At 67.8% G+C, this 18,278-nt stretch carries 15 protein-coding genes and 1 tRNA gene; 6 read left to right on the top strand and 10 right to left on the bottom strand.

Annotated elements, in window-relative coordinates; genetic code table 11:
- Window positions 1-47 precede the first annotated feature (47 nt).
- The 5 genes from ASF57_RS00605 to ASF57_RS00585 form a co-directional block, all read right to left on the bottom strand.
- Window positions 48-977 carry an amino acid ABC transporter substrate-binding protein gene (locus ASF57_RS00605; RefSeq protein ID WP_056478873.1) on the bottom strand — a complete coding sequence of 310 codons (930 nt, stop codon included), beginning with the start codon at window positions 975-977 and terminating at the stop codon, window positions 48-50.
- A 337-nt stretch (window positions 978-1,314) separates the two neighbouring features.
- Window positions 1,315-2,976 (bottom strand): porin, encoded by a 1,662-nt coding sequence (locus tag ASF57_RS00600; protein WP_056478870.1) that lies wholly within the window; start codon window positions 2,974-2,976, stop codon window positions 1,315-1,317.
- Between the two features lie 718 nt (window positions 2,977-3,694).
- Window positions 3,695-4,309 (bottom strand): bifunctional 4-hydroxy-2-oxoglutarate aldolase/2-dehydro-3-deoxy-phosphogluconate aldolase, encoded by a 615-nt coding sequence (gene eda, locus ASF57_RS00595; RefSeq protein ID WP_056189985.1) that lies wholly within the window; start codon window positions 4,307-4,309, stop codon window positions 3,695-3,697.
- Window positions 4,310-4,341: 32 nt separating this feature from the next.
- Window positions 4,342-6,165 (bottom strand): phosphogluconate dehydratase, encoded by a 1,824-nt coding sequence (edd, locus tag ASF57_RS00590; RefSeq protein WP_056189983.1) that lies wholly within the window; start codon window positions 6,163-6,165, stop codon window positions 4,342-4,344.
- A gap of 256 nt (window positions 6,166-6,421) precedes the next feature.
- Window positions 6,422-7,900, bottom strand: coding sequence for a SulP family inorganic anion transporter (locus ASF57_RS00585; protein WP_156375908.1), 1,479 nt, complete (start codon window positions 7,898-7,900; stop codon window positions 6,422-6,424).
- 359 nt (window positions 7,901-8,259) lie between these two features.
- Between ASF57_RS00585 and ASF57_RS00580 the strand changes: the two genes are divergently transcribed.
- Window positions 8,260-9,645: a GGDEF domain-containing protein gene (locus ASF57_RS00580; protein WP_156375907.1), complete on the top strand. Its 1,386-nt coding sequence runs from the start codon at window positions 8,260-8,262 to the stop codon at window positions 9,643-9,645.
- A 28-nt stretch (window positions 9,646-9,673) separates the two neighbouring features.
- Here ASF57_RS00580 and ASF57_RS24265 read toward each other — a convergent pair whose 3' ends face one another.
- Window positions 9,674-10,306 carry a L,D-transpeptidase gene (locus ASF57_RS24265; protein ID WP_244476754.1) on the bottom strand — a complete coding sequence of 211 codons (633 nt, stop codon included), beginning with the start codon at window positions 10,304-10,306 and terminating at the stop codon, window positions 9,674-9,676.
- Between the two features lie 86 nt (window positions 10,307-10,392).
- The gene (locus tag ASF57_RS00570) at window positions 10,393-10,830 is read right to left on the bottom strand and encodes a globin family protein (protein WP_056189981.1); all 438 of its coding nucleotides are present in this window, start codon (window positions 10,828-10,830) and stop codon (window positions 10,393-10,395) included.
- Window positions 10,831-11,144: 314 nt separating this feature from the next.
- Here ASF57_RS00570 and ASF57_RS00565 point away from each other — a divergent pair, with 314 nt between their 5' ends.
- Both ASF57_RS00565 and ASF57_RS00560 read left to right on the top strand, forming a co-directional pair.
- On the top strand, window positions 11,145-12,026 hold the full coding sequence (locus ASF57_RS00565) for a DUF4336 domain-containing protein (RefSeq protein ID WP_244476753.1): 882 nt from the start codon (window positions 11,145-11,147) through the stop codon (window positions 12,024-12,026).
- A gap of 206 nt (window positions 12,027-12,232) precedes the next feature.
- Window positions 12,233-13,162: a hypothetical protein gene (locus tag ASF57_RS00560; RefSeq protein WP_056478867.1), complete on the top strand. Its 930-nt coding sequence runs from the start codon at window positions 12,233-12,235 to the stop codon at window positions 13,160-13,162.
- Between the two features lie 47 nt (window positions 13,163-13,209).
- Here ASF57_RS00560 and ASF57_RS00555 read toward each other — a convergent pair.
- The 3 genes from ASF57_RS00555 to ASF57_RS00545 all read right to left on the bottom strand — a co-directional run bounded on the left by ASF57_RS00555 (window position 13,210) and on the right by ASF57_RS00545 (window position 14,839).
- Window positions 13,210-13,296, bottom strand: a tRNA-Leu gene (locus ASF57_RS00555).
- A 65-nt stretch (window positions 13,297-13,361) separates the two neighbouring features.
- On the bottom strand, window positions 13,362-14,552 hold the full coding sequence (locus tag ASF57_RS00550; protein WP_056480091.1) for an FAD-dependent monooxygenase: 1,191 nt from the start codon (window positions 14,550-14,552) through the stop codon (window positions 13,362-13,364).
- 32 nt (window positions 14,553-14,584) lie between these two features.
- Complete coding sequence (locus ASF57_RS00545) at window positions 14,585-14,839, bottom strand: zinc-finger domain-containing protein (protein WP_056190104.1); 255 nt, start codon at window positions 14,837-14,839, stop codon at window positions 14,585-14,587.
- 212 nt (window positions 14,840-15,051) lie between these two features.
- Between ASF57_RS00545 and map the strand changes: the two genes are divergently transcribed.
- The 3 genes from map (at window position 15,052) to ASF57_RS00530 (ending at window position 18,178) form a co-directional block, all read left to right on the top strand.
- Window positions 15,052-15,882 carry a type I methionyl aminopeptidase gene (gene map, locus ASF57_RS00540; protein ID WP_056189977.1) on the top strand — a complete coding sequence of 277 codons (831 nt, stop codon included), beginning with the start codon at window positions 15,052-15,054 and terminating at the stop codon, window positions 15,880-15,882.
- 10 nt (window positions 15,883-15,892) lie between these two features.
- Window positions 15,893-16,639, top strand: coding sequence for a DNA repair protein RadC (radC, locus tag ASF57_RS00535; RefSeq protein ID WP_056478864.1), 747 nt, complete (start codon window positions 15,893-15,895; stop codon window positions 16,637-16,639).
- Window positions 16,640-16,738: 99 nt separating this feature from the next.
- Window positions 16,739-18,178: a circularly permuted type 2 ATP-grasp protein gene (locus tag ASF57_RS00530; protein ID WP_056189972.1), complete on the top strand. Its 1,440-nt coding sequence runs from the start codon at window positions 16,739-16,741 to the stop codon at window positions 18,176-18,178.
- Window positions 18,179-18,278 lie beyond the last annotated feature (100 nt).

Genomic DNA, 18,278 nt, shown 5'->3' with positions numbered 1-18,278 from the left:
CTGAGGAAGGGCGAGGCGTCGGTGGATGGTCGTCCGGATGGTTCGGTTCAGTAGGCGGCCGGGTCCGGGCTGTCGCTCGGCGAGGCGAAGGCCTTGATCATGGCCTCGCTCATCGGGAGGTTCAGGTTGATGCCGCGCGGCGGGATCGGCTTGGTGAACCACTTGTCGTAGAGCGCCCGGCCCTCGGCGCTCTTGTAGAGCTTGGCGGTCGCCTCGTCGGCCACGGCCTTGAACGGAGCGTCGTCCTTGCGCAGCATGATGCCGTAGGGCTCGGGCTTCGAGATCGCCTCGCTGGAGATCGCGTAGGCACCGGGGTCCTTCGAGCTGGCGGCGAGGGAGGCCAGCAGCACGTCATCCATCACGAAGGCGGCGGCCCGGCCGGTCTCGACCATCAGGAAGGCTTCGGCATGGTCCTTGGCCGGCAGGATGGTCAGGCCGAGGTTGCGCGCCGTGTTGACCTCGTTGATCTGCCGAATGTTGGTGGTGCCCGAGGTCGAGACCACGGTCTTGCCCTTCAGATCTTCGATCTTGTCGAGCTTGGCCGACTTCTTGGCGACGAAGCGGGTCGCGGTCAGGAAGTGCGTGTTGGTGAAGGCGGCCTGCTTCTGACGGTCGGGATTGTTGGTCGTCGACCCGCATTCGAGATCGATGGTGCCGTTGGCGATCAGCGGGATGCGGGTGGCGGAGGTGACGGGGTTCAGCTTCACCTCGAGATTGGGCATCTTGAGGTTGGTCTTCACCGCCTCGGCGATCTTCTGACAGATCTCAAGGGCGTAACCGACCGGCTTCTGATCGCCGTCGAGATACGAGAACGGCACGGACGCGTCCCGGTAGCCGATCGTGATCGAATTGGTTTCCTTGATCTTCTTCAGGGTCCCGGTGAGGTCTTGCGCCTGGGCGCTCCCTCCCGCGAGCACCAACAGCGCGAAGCTGAGGGCGACGGCAGGCAGGGTGGATCTCTGATGGCACGAACGCATCTGCAGGCTGACTCCGGAGGGTCGATCGCCGCACCGGCGATCACTGAGACTTACATAAGCAACGTAGCAGGGGACTTTGCCGCCGCAATCGTTGTTTTCGCGCTGTCCAAGACGGAAACGCTTCCCGCCCTGGCAAGGGGCGTGCCGCGAAGCGTCAACAGGACTTCTAAAGCCTCAGACATGGCGTCCCGAGCCTCAGACTGTCCTGCCGCCACGCTCCCATCGGGCGATGCTGCGCACATGCAAAAAGGCCCGACTTTGCAGCCGGGCCAGTTCGCCTGTCTCGAAGATGGAGGGTCCGGGCTCAGCGGGAGCCCGGACCGGACCGTTCCGTCGCTTAGAAGTCGCGCTGGACGCGCGCGCGCAGCTGGAAGGTGTCGTCTGCGGTGACGGTCCGGACACTGCCGTTGGCAATGTTGGCGGCCGTGACGGCGCCGTTGGAACGGGTCATGTCGACGACGCGACCGTTCTGGACACCAACCTTGGTGTAGAAGCCTTCGAGACCGATATCGAGATCCTTGACGGGCGACCAGATGATGCTGGCGCCGGCGACGATCTGATAGTTGTCACGCAGCACGGGGCTGACGTTGAAGGACACCTGGCCGGGAACACCCGTGAACTGACCGGTCGAGCCGGTCGACTGGAACACGGCGGCATTGGCGGCGCGGGCGCCACGAGCGAAGTTCAGCTCGCCGTAGCTGGCGAACACGGCCGAACGCCACTCGGGAGCCCAGTAGTGCAGGAACGAACCGACAACCGTGAAGCTGGTCGACAGCTCGATCTTGCCCGTGAAGGGGTTGAGCGTGGCATCGGACATGTAAGGGTCGAACGCAGCGCCGTTGATGGTGCTGGCGCGCGACGCGTAGCTGCCATTGTAGGAAGAGTAGCCGGTGTAGAGCGTCGCGCCTTCGCCGTAGGCACCCTGGAGGTACAGGGTATCGCCGGGTGCGATGAAGGGCATGTTGATCTTGGCGCCGGCCTGAACGGCCCAGCCGTACTCGCTGGCGGGACGCTGGAGCGTGCCGGCCAGACCGGCGAAACCGGTACCGGCGAGGTTCGGAGCAAGCGCCGTTCCGTTCGGGCCGAGAGCGGCGCCCGAGATGAAGTTGCCGGTGTTCAGCTCCTTGACGGCGGCGGAGATCTGCGCCGAGCCCCAGGCGGCATCGTACCGAAGGACACCGACGAAGTCGGGCATGCGGTTACGCTGCGCGACATCGACGTTGGAGAACCCGTTACCCGTGAAGATCGGCGACGGCGCACCGGTGTTGGCGACGTTGATGCCAACTTGCGAGCCAGCGGGGGTGAACGTGGTGTTGGCACCGAACACCTGCGAATAGATGGTGTTGCGGCGGAAGGTCGGGTCTTCCAGCGAGATCGTGGCCGAGAGGCCGCTGCCGCCGAGCTTGCTCGTGTAGGCGAGCAGGTTGGTGGACTGCAGGTCCGAGTTGGCGGTGGCGCCGGCGAACTCGAAATCGTGGGCGTAGAAGTCGAAGAACGACGACGCGCGACCGGCGGTGAGGCCGGCGAACTGAATGAACGCCTTGTCGGTGTTCACGAACTGCTGGGCGCGACCGTTCTGGTCCTGGCCGGTGGCGCCGAAGGCGTTGCCGATACGCTCCTGGGTGCCCGAGCGAAGGCCGCCGGTAGCACCGGTCCGCGAGGCGAACTGGAGGCGCACGAAGGCGCGCAGGGTGCCGTAGGCGGTCTGCGTGCGGGCATCGACGTTGATGCGGGCGAGGCCGATATAACCGGTGGTGTCACCGTTCGAGCCGGAGCGGCTATCGGTCGGCTGGTAGCCGACGTCGATACGGGCGCGGCCTGAGAGACGGATGCAGGTGTCGGTGCCGGGGATGTAGAAGAAGCCTGCGCCGTAGGCGGAGCAGACACGGACGTATTCGATTGGGGCAGCCTTCTTGACCGGAAGGTCGGCTGCCTGTGCTCCGGCGACCGCGGCAAATCCTGCAGCGGAGGCGAGAAGCGAGCTCTTCAAGAGCTTCATTGAATTCTCCAAAAGCTTCGAGACCCGAGGAAAGCGTACTACGCCCGAGATCTTCGAGGATCTCGATGTCGCGTCGCCCTTTGTTCTTGAATGACCAGGCGTTACCGCCGGAAATTGTTGATTGCCCCGGAGTTGCCCCCAACGCCCAATCACTGTGTGCGAGCGCCTTCTTTGCGGCAACTCGGAATCGTGATCGCGGCGGCGGTTCCGGCCTGCTGTTGCGGGCTTGCAACGTTGAACAGGTGGCTAAGTGACTGTTCTGAGGGCAGCTTTTTCGAAGCGGTGCCTGTTTTCCGCGCCGGTCGGGTGGTCCGGGATGAGCTGCAAGTCTCAGGAAATACGGAATAATCTGTGATTTATGACACTTCTGAGAAGGCCGCAGACAATCCGGCTCCATCCCGATTGCTCAGCGAATGGTCTCAAACCGACGCTTTGTCCGCTGGCATACCAAAATGATCTCAAGCAGATCTTTGGGATGTGGATGACCGGCTCAGGACGGGAAACGAGCCGCGCGGCACGATTCGCGAAGCTCCGCTTGCGGGTCCCAGGGATGAGAATCAGATACCCTTCGTGACGGATCACAAGAGACCGGCCGGGATCGACACAGCAGGCATCCGTGACTCGCCGATCCTCTTGGCCGACGGACGCGAAACCGACGTGTCCGCTGGCCGATTCCTCCACGGCCGGCGGCTGCGGGTCTCGGAGAGATCGACGGGATCTAGCCCGTGAGGCGGCTGGCCGCCTCGGCCGAGCGGCGGATCAGGTCCGGCTCCGGCACGCCCGGGGGAACCACCCAGCTGCCACCGACGCAGAGCACCGGCGAGAGGGCGAGCCAATCCGGCGCCGTGGCCTCGGAGATGCCGCCGGTCGGGCAGAACCGGACCTGCCCGAAGGGGCCTGCCAGGGCCTTGAGCGCCTTGATGCCGCCGGAAGCCTCCGCCGGGAAGAACTTGAAACGATCGAGGCCGTGATCGAGGCCGCGCATGATGTCGGCCGCATTGGCGACCCCCGGCAGGTAGGGGACGCCGCGAGCAAGCGCGGCCCGGGTCAGCGGATCGGTGAGGCCGGGGCTGACGATGAACTGCGCGCCCGCCTCGAGCGCCGCGTCGAGGTCGCGGGCATTGAGGACGGTCCCGGCGCCGACCACGGCGCCCTCCACCCGCGCCATGGCCCGGATGACGTCGAGGGCGGCGGGCGTCCGCAGGGTCACCTCCAGGGCGGTGAGACCACCCGCCACCAGGGCGCGGGCGATGGGCTCGGCCTGGGCGACATCCTCCACCACCAGCACCGGAATGACGGGGACGGAGCGCATCAGGGTGTCGATGGTGGTCATGGACGGCATCCTTGGCTGGGCGGAGGCGAGTGTCAGAGGCCGGCGGCGGCGAGCATGGCGGAGGCGCCCTGCTCGGCCCCGTCGGCGCCGTGGCGCAGGAAGGCGAAGAGCTCGCGACCGGTGCCGAAGGCCGGCGGCGGCGGCACGGCGTCGGTCCGGCCCGCCCATTCAGCCGGGTCGACCAGGGCTTCGAGGGTTCCGGCCTCCGCGCTCAGGCGCACGATGTCGCCATCGCGCAGCTTGGCCAGGGGGCCGCCGCCGAGTGCTTCCGGACTCAGATGGATCGCCGCCGGCACCTTGCCGGAGGCGCCCGACATGCGCCCATCGGTGACGAGAGCGACGCGGAAGCCGCGATCCTGCAGCACGCCGAGCTGAGGCGTGAGCTTGTGCAGTTCGGGCATGCCGTTGGCGCGCGGTCCCTGGAAGCGCACCACCACCACCACGTCCCGTTCGAGTTCCCCGGCCTTGAACGCCGCCATGACGTCGTCCTGGTCGTCGAAGACGCGGGCCGGCGCCTCGACGGTCCAGCGCGACGGATCGACGGCGCTGGTCTTGAAGGTGGCGCGGCCGAGATTGCCCTTGACGAGGCGCATGCCGCCATCCGGCTGGAAGGCCTCCGCCGGGCTGCGCAGGATGGTCTCGTCATGCGAGCGCTCCGGCGCGTCCTCGTAGACGAGCTGGTCGTCGATCAGCTTGGGGTCGCGGGCATGGTCGCGCAGGCGGCTCCCGGCCACGGTCAGGATGTCGTCGTGCAGGAGCCCGGCATCGATCAGGCTGGCGATGACGTAGGACATGCCGCCGGCCGCGTGGAAATGGTTCACGTCGCCAGAACCGTTGGGATAGACCTTCGCGACCTGGGGCACGACCGCCGAGAGCCGGTCGAAATCGGCCCAGTCGAGGACGATGCCGGCCGCCCGCGCGATGGCCGGCAGGTGGATGGCGTGGTTGGTCGATCCGCCGGTCGCCAGCAGCCCGACGACCGCGTTGACGATGGCCTTCTCGTCGATGCAGTGGCCGAGGGGCCGGTAATCGTTGCCGTTGGCCCCGATCTCAGCGAGGCGATGGACCGCCGCCCGCGTCACGGCCTGGCGCAGCTTCGTGCCAGGGTTGATGAAGGATGCGCCGGGCATGTGGACGCCCATCACGTCCATCATCATCTGGTTCGAGTTCGCCGTGCCGTAGAACGTACAGGTGCCGGCTCCATGATAGGAGGCGGATTCGCTCTCCAGCAGTTCGTCGCGCCCGACCTTGCCCTCGGCATAGAGCTGGCGGATGCGCTGCTTCTCCTTGTTGGCGAGCCCCGAGGGCATCGGCCCGGCCGGGATCAGGATCATCGGCAGGTGGCCGAAGCGGAGCGCGCCGATCAGCAGCCCCGGCACGATCTTGTCGCAGATGCCCAGCAGCGCCGCCCCGTCGAACATGCCGTGGCTGAGGGCCACCGCCGTGGACAGCGCGATGGTATCCCGCGAGAACAGCGACAGCTCCATGCCGCGCTGCCCTTGCGTGACGCCGTCGCACATGGCCGGAACGCCGCCGGCCACCTGGGCCGTGGCGCCGACCTCGCGGGCGAACAGCTTCATCTGCTCGGGGTAGCGGCCATAGGGCTGATGCGCCGACAGCATGTCGTTGTAGGCGGTGACGATGGCGAGGTTCATCGCACGCCCGGACTTGATCACCGTCTTGTCCTCGCCGGACGCGGCGAAGCCGTGGGCGAGGTTGCCGCAATTGAGCATGGGCCGGTGGACGCCGGATTCGCGCTCGCGCGCGATCAGGTCGAGATAGGCCTTTCGCGAGGGGGCCGAGCGCTCGATGATGCGCGCCGTGACGGCGGCGATTTCCGGGTGAAGCGCGCTCATGACCTCTGTCTCCTCGCGTCCGGGCGGATCCCGACGCAGCTTGCCTCAGCCGCGGCAGGTTGCGCCAGCATGACCGTAGCGCGCCAGCGCGACGGTCATGCGATTGTTGTGTCTGATGTCAGCCCGGTCTCGGGTCGGTCAATGGCGCCGGGATGCGACCCGCACCCGACCCGCGCCAGCCCGACCCGCTGCAGGTTGCGGGCCAGCCCCCGCTTCCCGGTCGTCGCCCGCCCCGGCGGCCTCCGAACGAGGCCCCTCAATGACCACCCGCGGCCAGAGCCGCGCCCGGCCTGTGATGGGTTCCCAGGCGTTCGACCATCGTGGCGGTGGCGGCGTTCATGCCGACGATCTCCACCGCGATGTCGTGATGGCGGAACTTGAGGACCACGCGGTCGAGGGCGTTGACGCCGGTGATGTCCCAGAAATGGGCCTCCGACAGGTCGATCACGATCCCGGTCAGTTCGACCTCGCGGAAATCGAAAGCGGCGTGAAAGGCTTCCGCCGTGGCGAAGAAGATCTGCCCGGTGACCCGGTAGGTCCGCACCGTCCCGGTCCGATCGGAGGTGACGGCGAAGAACCGGGTCACCTTGTGGGCGAAGAACAATCCGCTGAGAACCACGCCGAACAGGACGCCCTTGGCGAGATCGTGCGTCGCCACCACCACCGCGACCGTGCCGAGCATGACGAAGCTCGAACTCTTCGGATGGGTCAGCAGGGTCCGCAGGGACCCCCACTGGAAGGTGTTGATCGACACCATGATCATCACCGCCACCAGGGCAGCCATCGGGATCTGTGCCACGTAGGGGCCGAGCACCACGATGAGGAAGAGCAGGAAGGCGCCGGCCCAGAGCGTCGAGAGGCGACCGCGGCCGCCGGACGAGACGTTGATCACCGATTGCCCGATCATGGCGCAGCCCGCCATACCGCCGAACAGACCGGCCCCGACATTGGCGAGGCCCTGTCCGGCGCATTCGCGGTTCTTGTTCGAACCGGTGTCGGTCATCTCGTCGAGGATGGCCGCCGTCATCAGGCTCTCCAGCAGGCCGACCATAGTCAGCGTGAGCGCGTAGGGCAGGATGATGCGCAGGGTCTCCAGGGTGAAGGGCACCTGCGGCAGCGCGAAGAACGGCAATTCGGTGGGCAGCGCCCCCATGTCACCGACCTTGTGGATCGGCAGCCCCATGGCCATCGAGACGGCGGTGAGGAGCAGGATGGCGATGAGCGGAGACGGCACCGCCTTCGTGAGGTAGGGCAACCCGTAGATCAGCCCGAGGCCGACCGCCGTCATCAGGTAGACGGTATTTCCCTGTCCGATCAGTTCCGGCATCTGCGCCAGGAAGATCAGGATCGCCAGCGCGTTGACGAAGCCGGTGACGACCGAGCGCGAAACGAAGCGCATCAGGTTGCCGAGACGCAGGGCACCCGCCGCCATCTGCAACAGGCCGGTCAGGATGGTGGCGGCGAAGAGGTAGCCGAGGCCGTGATCCTTCACCAGGGTGACCATCACCAGCGCCATGGCGCCGGTGGCGGCGGAGATCATCGCCGGCCGCCCGCCCGCGAAGGCGGTGATGACCGCGATGCAGAACGAGGCGTAGAGCCCGACCTTGGGGTCGACCCCCGCGATGAGCGAGAAGGCGATGGCTTCGGGGATCAGCGCCAGGGCGACCACGGTGCCGGCCAGCAATTCGCGCGTGATATCGGGAGCCCATTGGCTCCGCAGGTTCGTCAGGGACATGATTTGAAACGATCCAGGCGTTCCCGCACGACCGGCGTGACGGAAAGACGAATTGGACGTCACCTGCCCATTGCGGCAGCAAGCGACGGAGATGCGAGTGATGTTCGTGGGAGAGCGACGGCTACGGCGGCGTTGGCCGTGCGTACAATCTGGCTCGATCCTTCAGCATTCGGTCAGCCTTATCAGGATCGCGCATGAATGCAACGCGGGCGCATCTGCGACCGATGGAACGCGCTCCGATCTCGCTACGACACGACGCCGGAGATTTCTGAACGGGAAATCGTCAGGACCGGTGGAATTTTTACAGGTCTCTCCCGAGCCATGGCCTATAGTCCCGGCACTGAAGCTGGCAGATCTCCATGGACACCGTAAATCCAATTTTGAACGGGCCAAGTCTGATCGAGCCAAGTCTGATCGGGCCATGTCTGATCGGGCCATGTCTGATCGGGCCAAGCCTGATCGAAGGAGCCCGTTGCAGGCCCTGGTACCGTCTTCGCCTGCCGGGAGACCTCGAACACCAGTTCGACGCCACGATCCGGTGGTCGTCGGGCACCTATATTCAGTCCTGGCTCCTGATCTTCATCGTCTTCAACGTCATTTCCCTGAAGATGGACTACGACCTGTTCGGTTCCGAACGGTTCTTCATTCCGGCCTTCCTGACGCTGGCCGTGTTCATCCCCCTCTGCACGCTGGCGATCCTGGCCCTGGGCGGCATCACGACGGCCCGGCGTCAGGCCGCCCTCGTGACGGGCGTGGCGTTGCTCGACATGGCCATCGTGCTGAACAGCGCCCGGATCGCCCCGCCGGCCCACGCGGACACTTATCTGGTCATCGCGGTGATCGTGCCCATGGTGGTCGGTATGATCGCACCGCTGTCCTTCCGGCACAGCCTTGTGCTGTCCGGCAGCGCCCTGGCCCTCTACGCGACCTACGTGATCGGGATCGCACTTCCGCGGAGCGAGGCCACCGGCCTGCCCCTGCTGATCGCCAGCCTCATCCTGGTCCCGTTGAAGCTCGCCTATTCGCGCGAATGGACCCGTAAGGAATCCTTCCTGCTCACCCTGGAGAAGGCGGCCCGCGAGGTGGACCTGGCCGAGGCGAATGCGCGCCTGACCATCCTGTCCGAAACGGATGCGCTCACCGGGCTGCCCAACCGCCGCAGTGCGACGCTGCGGCTGCAGGCCGGCTGGCAGGAGGCCTGCGCCCGCGGAGAATGGGCAACCCTGGCCCTCATCGATATCGACGCCTTCAAGCGTCTCAACGACACCTCCGGACACCTCGAGGGCGACCGCTGCCTGCGCTGCGTGGCCGAGGCTCTGGCCGACTCAGCCGGGGCCTATGGGGCGCAGGTCGCGCGCTACGGCGGCGAAGAGTTCATCGCCTTCCTGCCCGGCAACGATCCCGGCCAGGCCGCGACCATCGCCGAGAGCCTGCGCGCGGCGGTCTTGCGCCTCGCCTATCCGCATCCAGGACTGCCGGGCGGCACCTGCGTCACGGTCAGCGTCGGCGTCGCGACGGCCCATGGTCATCTCGGAAGGCTGGCGACCGGGGCCGACGATCTCCTGCGATCCGCCGACGATGCCCTTTACCGGGCCAAGCGCGCGGGGCGGAACCGGGTCGAGACCGTCATCCTGTCTCTCGCCGCGCCGGTCCAAGACGCGTCAGTACACGACGCATCCGTAGAGGATGCGTCAAACCACGACGCGCCAGATCACGACACGCAGCGGGCGAATGCGTGGCGATGAGGCGCGTCGTGAACGCGGCCCTGACGGATCAATCGAGGCCGTCGCCGACACCGTAGGGACCACCGTCGAAGCCCGGATCGCCGACATCGTAGGCGGACGATCGGCGCGGGACCGCGCGAAAGGCCACGACCGGTCGCTCGACACGACCGGAGGGCTCGCGTCCCATCTGCATCCCCGCCGACATGATGCCGTCGTCGTCCTGGCGGCGGCGGCGGGAGGCCATGATCGCGCTGCCTTCGATGACCACCCGCGTCCGGGCCATGCCCTCGGCCTTCACGAGGTTGAACAGGGTCGCGGCATTCTTCGGCGCGAGTCGGACGCAGCCATGGGAGGCCGCGCTGCCCAACCGGCGGGTCTGGTTGGTACCGTGGATGGCGTGTCCCTGCCCGGTGAAGAAGATCGCATTGGGCATCGGCGCGTCGTCGAACTCGCGGGAGAAATGGGTGCGCTCCATCCGGAACGGCCGGTGGGCTCCGCTCGGAGTGTCGTAGCTGTCGGCGCCGGTCGAGACGGGCCACGTGTAGCGGGTCTGACCGTCGACCGCGACAATCATGCGCTGCGCGTCCTTGTCGACCGAGATCAGAACCTCGGCGGCGGCGGGACAGGCCAGGACCAGGGCGGCGACGAGGCCGGAGAGAAGGGGCGACAGGCGGCGGCGCATCGGGGCCCTTTGCACATGGGAAACCATCACGCAGACGCGTGTCCGGCCGGTTGGTTCCGGAGCCCCCGAGAGGCCGCGAGGCCGGATCATGCTGCGCTGGGGGCGGCGGGGGGCCGGACCTCGGCCGCCGCGGCCTTCATGACGCTCGCGACCAAGCCGTAGGTCTCCACCCAAGCCTCGCGCACCTCCGGGGTGAAATCCGGCCCCAAGCCCTGCTCCAGGGTCCAAAGGAGGGCCGCACCGACGGGTTCGTAATGGGCGGCCTGGGTTCCGAACGACACGTGCTGGCGGCCGAGGGTCTGGAGGGCCGGCACCACGGTCTCCGGCTTGTGGAGATTGGTCACCGCCAGGCCCAGCATCGCCATCAGCTTCTTCTTCTGTTCCCGCATGTCATCGGGAAACATCGGGCGAACCTGAGGAGCGATCTCGAACAGCCGGCCATAGAACAGATCCGCCGCCGTGTCGGCGATGGGCCGGACCTTGGCGAAACTGTCCTGAACGAGAATCACCTGATCCGGGGTCATGCGGGCTCCTCAGGGAAAGACGGTCGCGCGAATACGGCGCGACATGGTCCCGTTTACTGGTCAGCGGCAAGGTCGCTCAAGCCCGAACCCCGGCCATGCCGACGAACGACGAGACAGATCGGTGAATTCCGTCACGCCCGGAGCACCGGACGGAACCGATGCGTGCATCGGGACCGGCCCTGTCGCGGTCCGGTGGTGAGGGACGGGCATTCGCGAGACGGCCCGAAAACCGCCCCCGCGATTCGGCGCAGGGACCCCGGGGTTGCGGCTTCGCGTTCTCCCAGGCGACCACATCCGCGAGGGAGTTCGAGCGCTTGGCCCACGAGTATCATGACACCCGAGAGATCCAGGATGCTCAGGACATCAGCTATCCGCCCCTGAACATTCCGAAGCCGGTCACCGATGGTGTCTGGATCGTCGATGCGGCGCCGATCCATGCGGGCGGCCTGCCGCTGCCGATCCGCATGACGGTGCTGCGGCTAGCCGGCGGCGAGCTGCTTTTGCATTCGCCGGTCCCGTACCGCCCGGAGCTTCAGCGCGCCTTGGAGCGGCTGGGACGCATCGGCCACCTGGTGGCGCCGAGCGTGGGGCACTGGATGTTCCTGCGGGACTGGCAGGGTGCCTGCCCCAACGCGATCACCTGGGCGGTGCCGGGACTCGAGGATCGGGGACAGGTGCGCCGCTCGGGTGTCCGGATCGATGCAGAGTTGACGGACCGGTCGCCGCGGGTCTGGGCCGAGGAGATCGACCAAGTGCTGATCACCGGGCCGGTGTTCCGGGAAATCTGCCTGTTCCATCGGCCGAGCCGGACGCTGCTTCTCACCGATCTCGTCATCAACCTGGAAGGCGACCTCCTGCCGGTGATCATGCGCCCGGTCGCGCGCCTCCTCGGGATCGTCGCACCGGACGGCAAGGCGCCGCTCTACCTCCGCCTCCTGTTGCGCACCAACCATCGGGCAATCCTGAGCGCGGCGCAGCGGCTGGTGGCCTTCCACCCGGACAGGGTCATCTTCGCGCACGGGCAATGGTTCGACCGGGACGCGCCGGCGGAACTGCGGCGCTCCCTCGCATGGATTCTCGGGCCGGGAATCGACCGGGACCAACGCCGCCAACCGGGAGCCTCGCCGCTGGTGATCGGCGCGGCCGTGTTGGGTGTCGCGGCGGCGCTCGCCTATCTCCGGCGGAAGCGACGCTAAGCGCGGCATCTCGAGCCGCGCCCTGCTCCGCCCCCCGACGCAGCCGGCTCGGTCGAGTCAAGTCCGGTCATCGACCCTCCGGCTGATCCATCCTGCCGGCCTCGGGGTGGCCGATCGCGCACGGTTCGGCAGCGCCGGACAGCATTGACTTAATCACACCGCTCACCCTTACTCATATAGCACTGGCTATAATATGAGGGGTGACGATGCAGGGTTGGGAGGTTCCGAACGCGCGCTCGGCATTCGCCGCGCTATGGGCGGCCGTTTCGCTGGCCGGCGGACAGGCGCTTCTTCCATCCGGCGCCCAGGCACAGACCCTTCCGACGGCCGCGGAAAACCTCACCCCCGGTGACCTCGACAGCGAGCACCTGTTCGGCTTCACCGAGGGCAGCGACCTCGGCGTCCCCGGTGAGGCGGAGCTGGAATGGGAAACCTCCGGGCGTCTGGGCAAGCGTCTCGGGCGGTTCGTCGCCATCGACAGCGGATTGGCGCTGAAGGTGCCCCTGACGAGCAATGTCCGGCTCGCCCCCGGCATCACCTTCAATGCCTACGAGATCGACGTGCCGGGACATCCGGCGCGGCTGAGCGGCGGCCCGGCGGGCGCCTTCCTGGAAACCCGCCTGCGCCTTCTCGATCGCCGGACCGGCCCGTTCGGGCTCACCCTCAACATCGTCCCCAGTTATAGCGCCGTCGACAGCGGGTCCGGAGCGAGGGCCCGCAGCGTCGGCACCGAAATCGGGTTGCTGGCGGATTACGAATTGATCCCGGGCCGGCTCGTCGCCGCCCTCAACGCCACCGTCGCCTTCGCGTCGACGCGGCTCGACGCGGGCGACGACCTCGCGCTCGCCTCGGGCACCGAATGGGCAGGCGCCCTCGCCTACCAGGTTCGCCCCGGCCTGTTCGTCGGCGGAGAAGCGCGATACGCGCGCACCTATGACGGGCTGACCCTCGGTCGCCTCGCCGGCCAGGCCGTCTATCTCGGGCCGACCCTCTACACGACGCTCTCCCCCCATGCCTGGGCCTCCGTCACCTGGAGTTTCCAGGTGGCCGGAACCGCCGTCACCGAGCCCGGCCCCCTCGACCTGACAAACTTCGACCGCCACCAGATGCGACTCAGGGTCGGCTACAGCTTTTGAGATTTTTTGGCGGGCTTGGGGGCGAGGCCGTTCGGGCGATTACGGGTTGGTGCGGACGGCGGGACTCGAACCCGCACAGCCTTTCAGCCGCAAGATTTTAAGTCTCGTGCGTCTACCGGTTTCGCCACGTCCGCATGCCGGGATCAGCGGTAGCGGGGCCGCATCCGGAGATCAAGACGTCCCGTCCGGACGGGCCGGATCAGGGCGTCCAGCCGTAGAGCCAGGCGTAGCGGCGGTTCATGCCCTCGGGTCCGAGACGGCGCATCACGGCGTTGCGGATCGGGGCCACCAGAGCGCCGGCATGGTAGGTGCGACCGTTGGCGCGGGCGGCACGGCGGACCCGGCGGACCCGGGCCGTGCGCAGGCGGCTGTAGCGCGCCAGCGCCGCGCCGGGATCGAGCGGGCCTTCGCGGGGGTCGAGGACCCTGGCCAGGGTCGCCGCATCCTCGATCGCCAGCGCCGCGCCCTGAGCCAGGAACGGCAGGATCGGGTGGGCGGCATCGCCCAGGAGGGCGAGGCGGCCGCGGGCCATCGGCCGCGACGCGTCGCGGTCCTCGAGGGACCAGACCAGCCAGGAATCCGGCACTGCCAGGAGGGCCGCGAGTGGCGCCGCCGCATCGCGAAACCGGGCGCGCAGCACGGCGGGCTCGCCGAGTTGGCCCCAGCCCTGGCTGCCGGTCCGCTCCGGGATGACCGCCACCACGTTGACGTGCTGGCCGCCCCGGATTGGGTAATGCACCACGTGCCGCGCCGGCCCGAGCCACAAGCCCGTCGAATCCCCGTCGAGTTCGGACGGGAAGGCCTCGCGTGGCACGATCGCCCGCCACGCCGCCGCGCGGCTGGAGCGCAGGCGGTGGCCGTCGAGATGCCCGCGCAGGCGGGACCGGACCCCGTCGGCGCCGATGACGAGATCGGCCGGGAAGGTTTCGCTGCGCGACCCGCTTGCGCTCTCCAGGGTGAGGTCGATGCCGTTCGGCCGTTCGGCGAGGGCGGTGACGTCGCGTCCGACCAGGAGGCGGATGTTGGGGCGCCCGCGCACGGCGTCGAGGAGCAGGGTCTGCAGGTCGGCCCGGTGGATCACATAGTAGGGCGCGCCGAACTGCTCGCGCAGGCTGGCGCCCAGGGCGACGCCGCCGATGACGTGGCCGGAGGCGAGCGCCCGCACCACGACTCCGGGGGGCTCGCTCGCCGCCCGGCGCAGGGCCGGCCCGAGGCCGAGCCCGATCAGCACCCGGCTGGCGTTCGGCGAAATCTGAATGCCGGCGCCGACCTCGCTGAAGCCGGTCCGGCGCTCGATCAGGGTCACGGCGTGGCCGGCGGCGTCGAGGGTCAACGCCGCCGTGAGGCCGCCGATCCCCGCCCCCACGATGGCGATGCTTAATGCTGGCACGAAGTCGCCCGGCACGGAGCCAATCCGCCCGGTCAGGCGGCGGCCGGGGTCCGGTCGTCCCACACGCAGATGGCGGGGTCGGCGTTGCCGGCGGCCAGGGTCGGGCGGTAGCGGTACAGCGTCGAGCAATACTGACAGATAATCTCGTCCTCGGCGCCCATGTCGAGGAAGATGTGCGGATGGTCGAACGGGGGCTTGGCCCCGATGCACATGAACTCCTTCGAGCCGACATGGATCACGGCCACGCCGGGCTCGTTGTGGAAATGCGGCACCGCCTTGTCAGCCATCGCCTCGTCCTGCCTGCCGGCCCGCCGGGCCATCGTCCCGATCGGGCATCCGTGTCGTGGGGTCTGCCGAGATCCGTCTCTAGCCGCTCGCCCGGCGCAAGCCTAGTGCGGACGGCGCGAGCCGCGTGAAAACGGAGCGAGGGTTGGCCTCGCGCCGACCTCACCGTACATAGGGGTCGAGCCAGCCCCGGACCGCTTCGCGAAATTTTTCCATGACCCAGAACGAACAGGCCGTCTCCGACAGCGGACGGCGGGCGCCCCAGCCGCCGATCCATGGCCCGGAGGGGTTCGAGGGTATGCGCAAGGCCGGCCGGCTCACCGCGGAAGCCCTCGACGTGCTGATGGAGGCGACCGCCCCCGGCGTCACCACCGAACATCTCGACAGGCTCGCCTACACCTTCGCCATGGACCACGGCGCCTACCCGGCCTCCCTGCTCTATCGCGGTTATCCGAAGTCGATCTGCACCTCGATCAACCACGTCGTCTGCCACGGCATCCCGAACGACAAGCCCCTGCGCGAAGGCGACATCGTCAATCTCGACATCTGCCTCATCGTCGACGGGTGGCACGGCGATTCGAGCCGCATGGCGTATGTCGGCGAGGTGCCGCGCCGCGCCCAGCGCCTGTGCGAGATCACCCACGAATGCCTGATGCGCGGCATCGCGGCGATCAAGCCCGGGGGTTCGACCACCGATATCGGCCGGGCGATCCAGGCCTATGCTGAATCGGAGCGCTGTTCCGTGGTGCGCGACTTCTGCGGCCACGGCCTCGGGCGCACCTACCACGATGCCCCGACCATCCTGCACTACGTCGAGCCGAGCTACGACGTGAAGTTCCAGCCCGGCCAGTTCTTCACCGTGGAGCCGATGATCAATCTCGGCCGCCCGGCGGTGAAGGTGCTGTCCGATGGCTGGACGGCGGTGACGCGCGACCGCTCGCTCTCGGCGCAGTTCGAGCACACGGTGGCGGTGACGGAGACGGGGGCGGAGATCTTCACCCTGTCGCCCAAGGGACTGCACCAGCCCGCGCCCACCGCCGCCTGACCGCGACGCCGTGACGGACCGGCCGCCTCCCAGACCTGACCGACGACCGGACGGTGGGCCGGAGGAGGCCGGCGGCGGCCCGGCGGAGCCCCACTACCTCGGGCACCGCGACCGTTTGCGGGCGCGCTTCGCCCAGGGCGGGGCCGATGCCCTGCCGGATTACGAACTGCTCGAGTTGGCGCTGTTCCGGGCGATTCCGCGCCGGGACGTGAAGCCCCTGGCCAAGGCCCTGATCCGGCGCTTCGGCAGCTTCGCCGAGGTGGTGAGCGCCGAACCCGCGCGACTTGCTGAAATTGAAGGCATCGGCGCCGGGGTCATCGCCGACCTGAAGCTCATCGAAGCGGCAGGTCACCGGCTGGCGCGCGGCGCCATCGCCGATCGGCCGCTGCTCTCCTCGTGGAGCGCCGTGTTGGACTATTGCCGCGCCACCATGGCCTTCGCTCCGCGCGAGCAGTTCCGCATCCTGTTCCTCGACCGCCGCAACCACCTCATCGCCGACGAGGTTCAGGGTCGCGGCACCGTGGATCACACTCCGGTCTATCCGCGGGAAGTCGCGCGCCGCGCCCTCGAACTCTCGGCGACGGCGATCATCCTGGCCCACAACCACCCGTCCGGCGATCCGACGCCCTCGGCCGCCGACATCCGCATGACCCGCGAGATCCTGGGAGTGCTCGATCCCCTCGGCATCGTCATTCACGATCACATTATCCTGGGTCGCGAGGGACACGCGAGCTTCAAGGGCTTGAAGTTGATCTGAACGTGCTACCGTACACGCCAGGGCGGTACCTTCGGGGCCGATGTCCGATCGCTGGCGCGTGTCTTGCCTAGCTAGACGGTGTTCAAGGGGGAGACGCGAATGGCGCTCGCTGCATTCGACGAGATGACCGGGCTGCCCGACGGGGCGCTGAGCAACCCCGCCGTGCGCGAAGCCTACGACAGCCTGAAACACTGGCTCGACACCACGCCGCCCGAGCATTTCAACACGCGCCGCAGCCAAGCCGAGATGCTGTTCCGGCGCATCGGCATTACCTTCGCGGTCTACGGGGCGAACGAATCCACCGAGCGCCTGATCCCGTTCGACATCATCCCGCGGGTGATCACCAAGCCGGAATGGAGCTTTCTCGAGCGCGGGCTGAAGCAGCGCGTCACCGCGATCAACGCCTTCCTGAAGGACATCTACGGCGCCCAGGAATGCATCAAGGCCGGCGTGATCCCGGCCGACCTCGTCTACCGCAATCCACATTACCGCATGGAGATGCGCGCCTTCCGGGTGCCGCACGACCTCTACGTCCACATCGCCGGCATCGACATCGTCCGTACCGGCGAGAACGACTTCTTCGTGCTGGAGGACAATGCCCGGACCCCGTCCGGCGTGTCCTACATGCTGGAGAACCGCGAGGTGATGCTGCGGCTGTTCCCCGAGCTGTTCTCCCGCCACCGGGTCGCCCCGGTCGAGAACTATCCCGACGCCCTGCTGGCGACCCTGCGAAGTCTGGCGCCGTCGACGGCGACCCGCGATCCCACCGTCGCCCTGCTCACACCCGGCCGCTACAACTCGGCCTTCTACGAACACTCGTTCCTCGCCGACAAACTCGGCGTCGACCTCGTCGAGGCCTCCGACCTCTTCACCAAGGACGATGTCGTCTACATGCGCACCACGGAAGGTCCGCGCCGGGTCGACGTGCTCTATCGCCGCCTCGACGACGACTTCCTCGACCCGCTGGTGTTCCGCCCGGATTCCGTCCTCGGCGTTCCGGGCATCATGAACGCTTACGAGCGCGGGACCGTGACGCTGGCCAACGCGGTCGGCACCGGCATCGCCGACGACAAGGCGGTCTACAGCTACATGCCGGAGATCGTGAAGTTCTTCACCGGCGAGGAGCCGATCCTGCACAACGTGCCGACCTATCGCTGCCGCGAGAAGGAGGCCTTCGCGTACGTGATGGACAACCTTTCCGAACTCGTCGTGAAGGAGGTCAACGGGTCGGGCGGCTACGGCATGCTGGTCGGGCCGCACGCCACCAAGCGCGAGATCGAGGAGTTCGGGCGCAAGCTGAAACACGCGCCGGACGGCTTCATCGCCCAGCCGACCCTGGCGCTCTCCACCTGCCCGACCTTCGTCGCCTCCGGCGTGGCGCCCCGGCACGTGGATCTGCGCCCGTTCGTCCTGTGCGGCTCGGACGAGATCCGCATCGTGCCCGGCGGCCTCACCCGGGTCGCGCTCAAGGAGGGCTCGCTGGTGGTCAATTCGAGCCAGGGCGGCGGCACCAAGGACACCTGGGTCCTCGACGCCTGAGACATCGACGGGCGTCCGACACGACGTTTCGCGTCGGACGCCTTTTCAACGCGGTGCCCCCACCCGCATAGTCCTCCCCGCCCTGCGGCCTGCGTGATCC

The organism is Methylobacterium sp. Leaf117, assembly GCF_001422985.1.
Lineage (GTDB): Bacteria > Pseudomonadota > Alphaproteobacteria > Rhizobiales > Beijerinckiaceae > Methylobacterium.
Note: the sequence above shows the minus strand (reverse complement) of the source record. Positions and strands in the feature narration are given on the sequence as shown.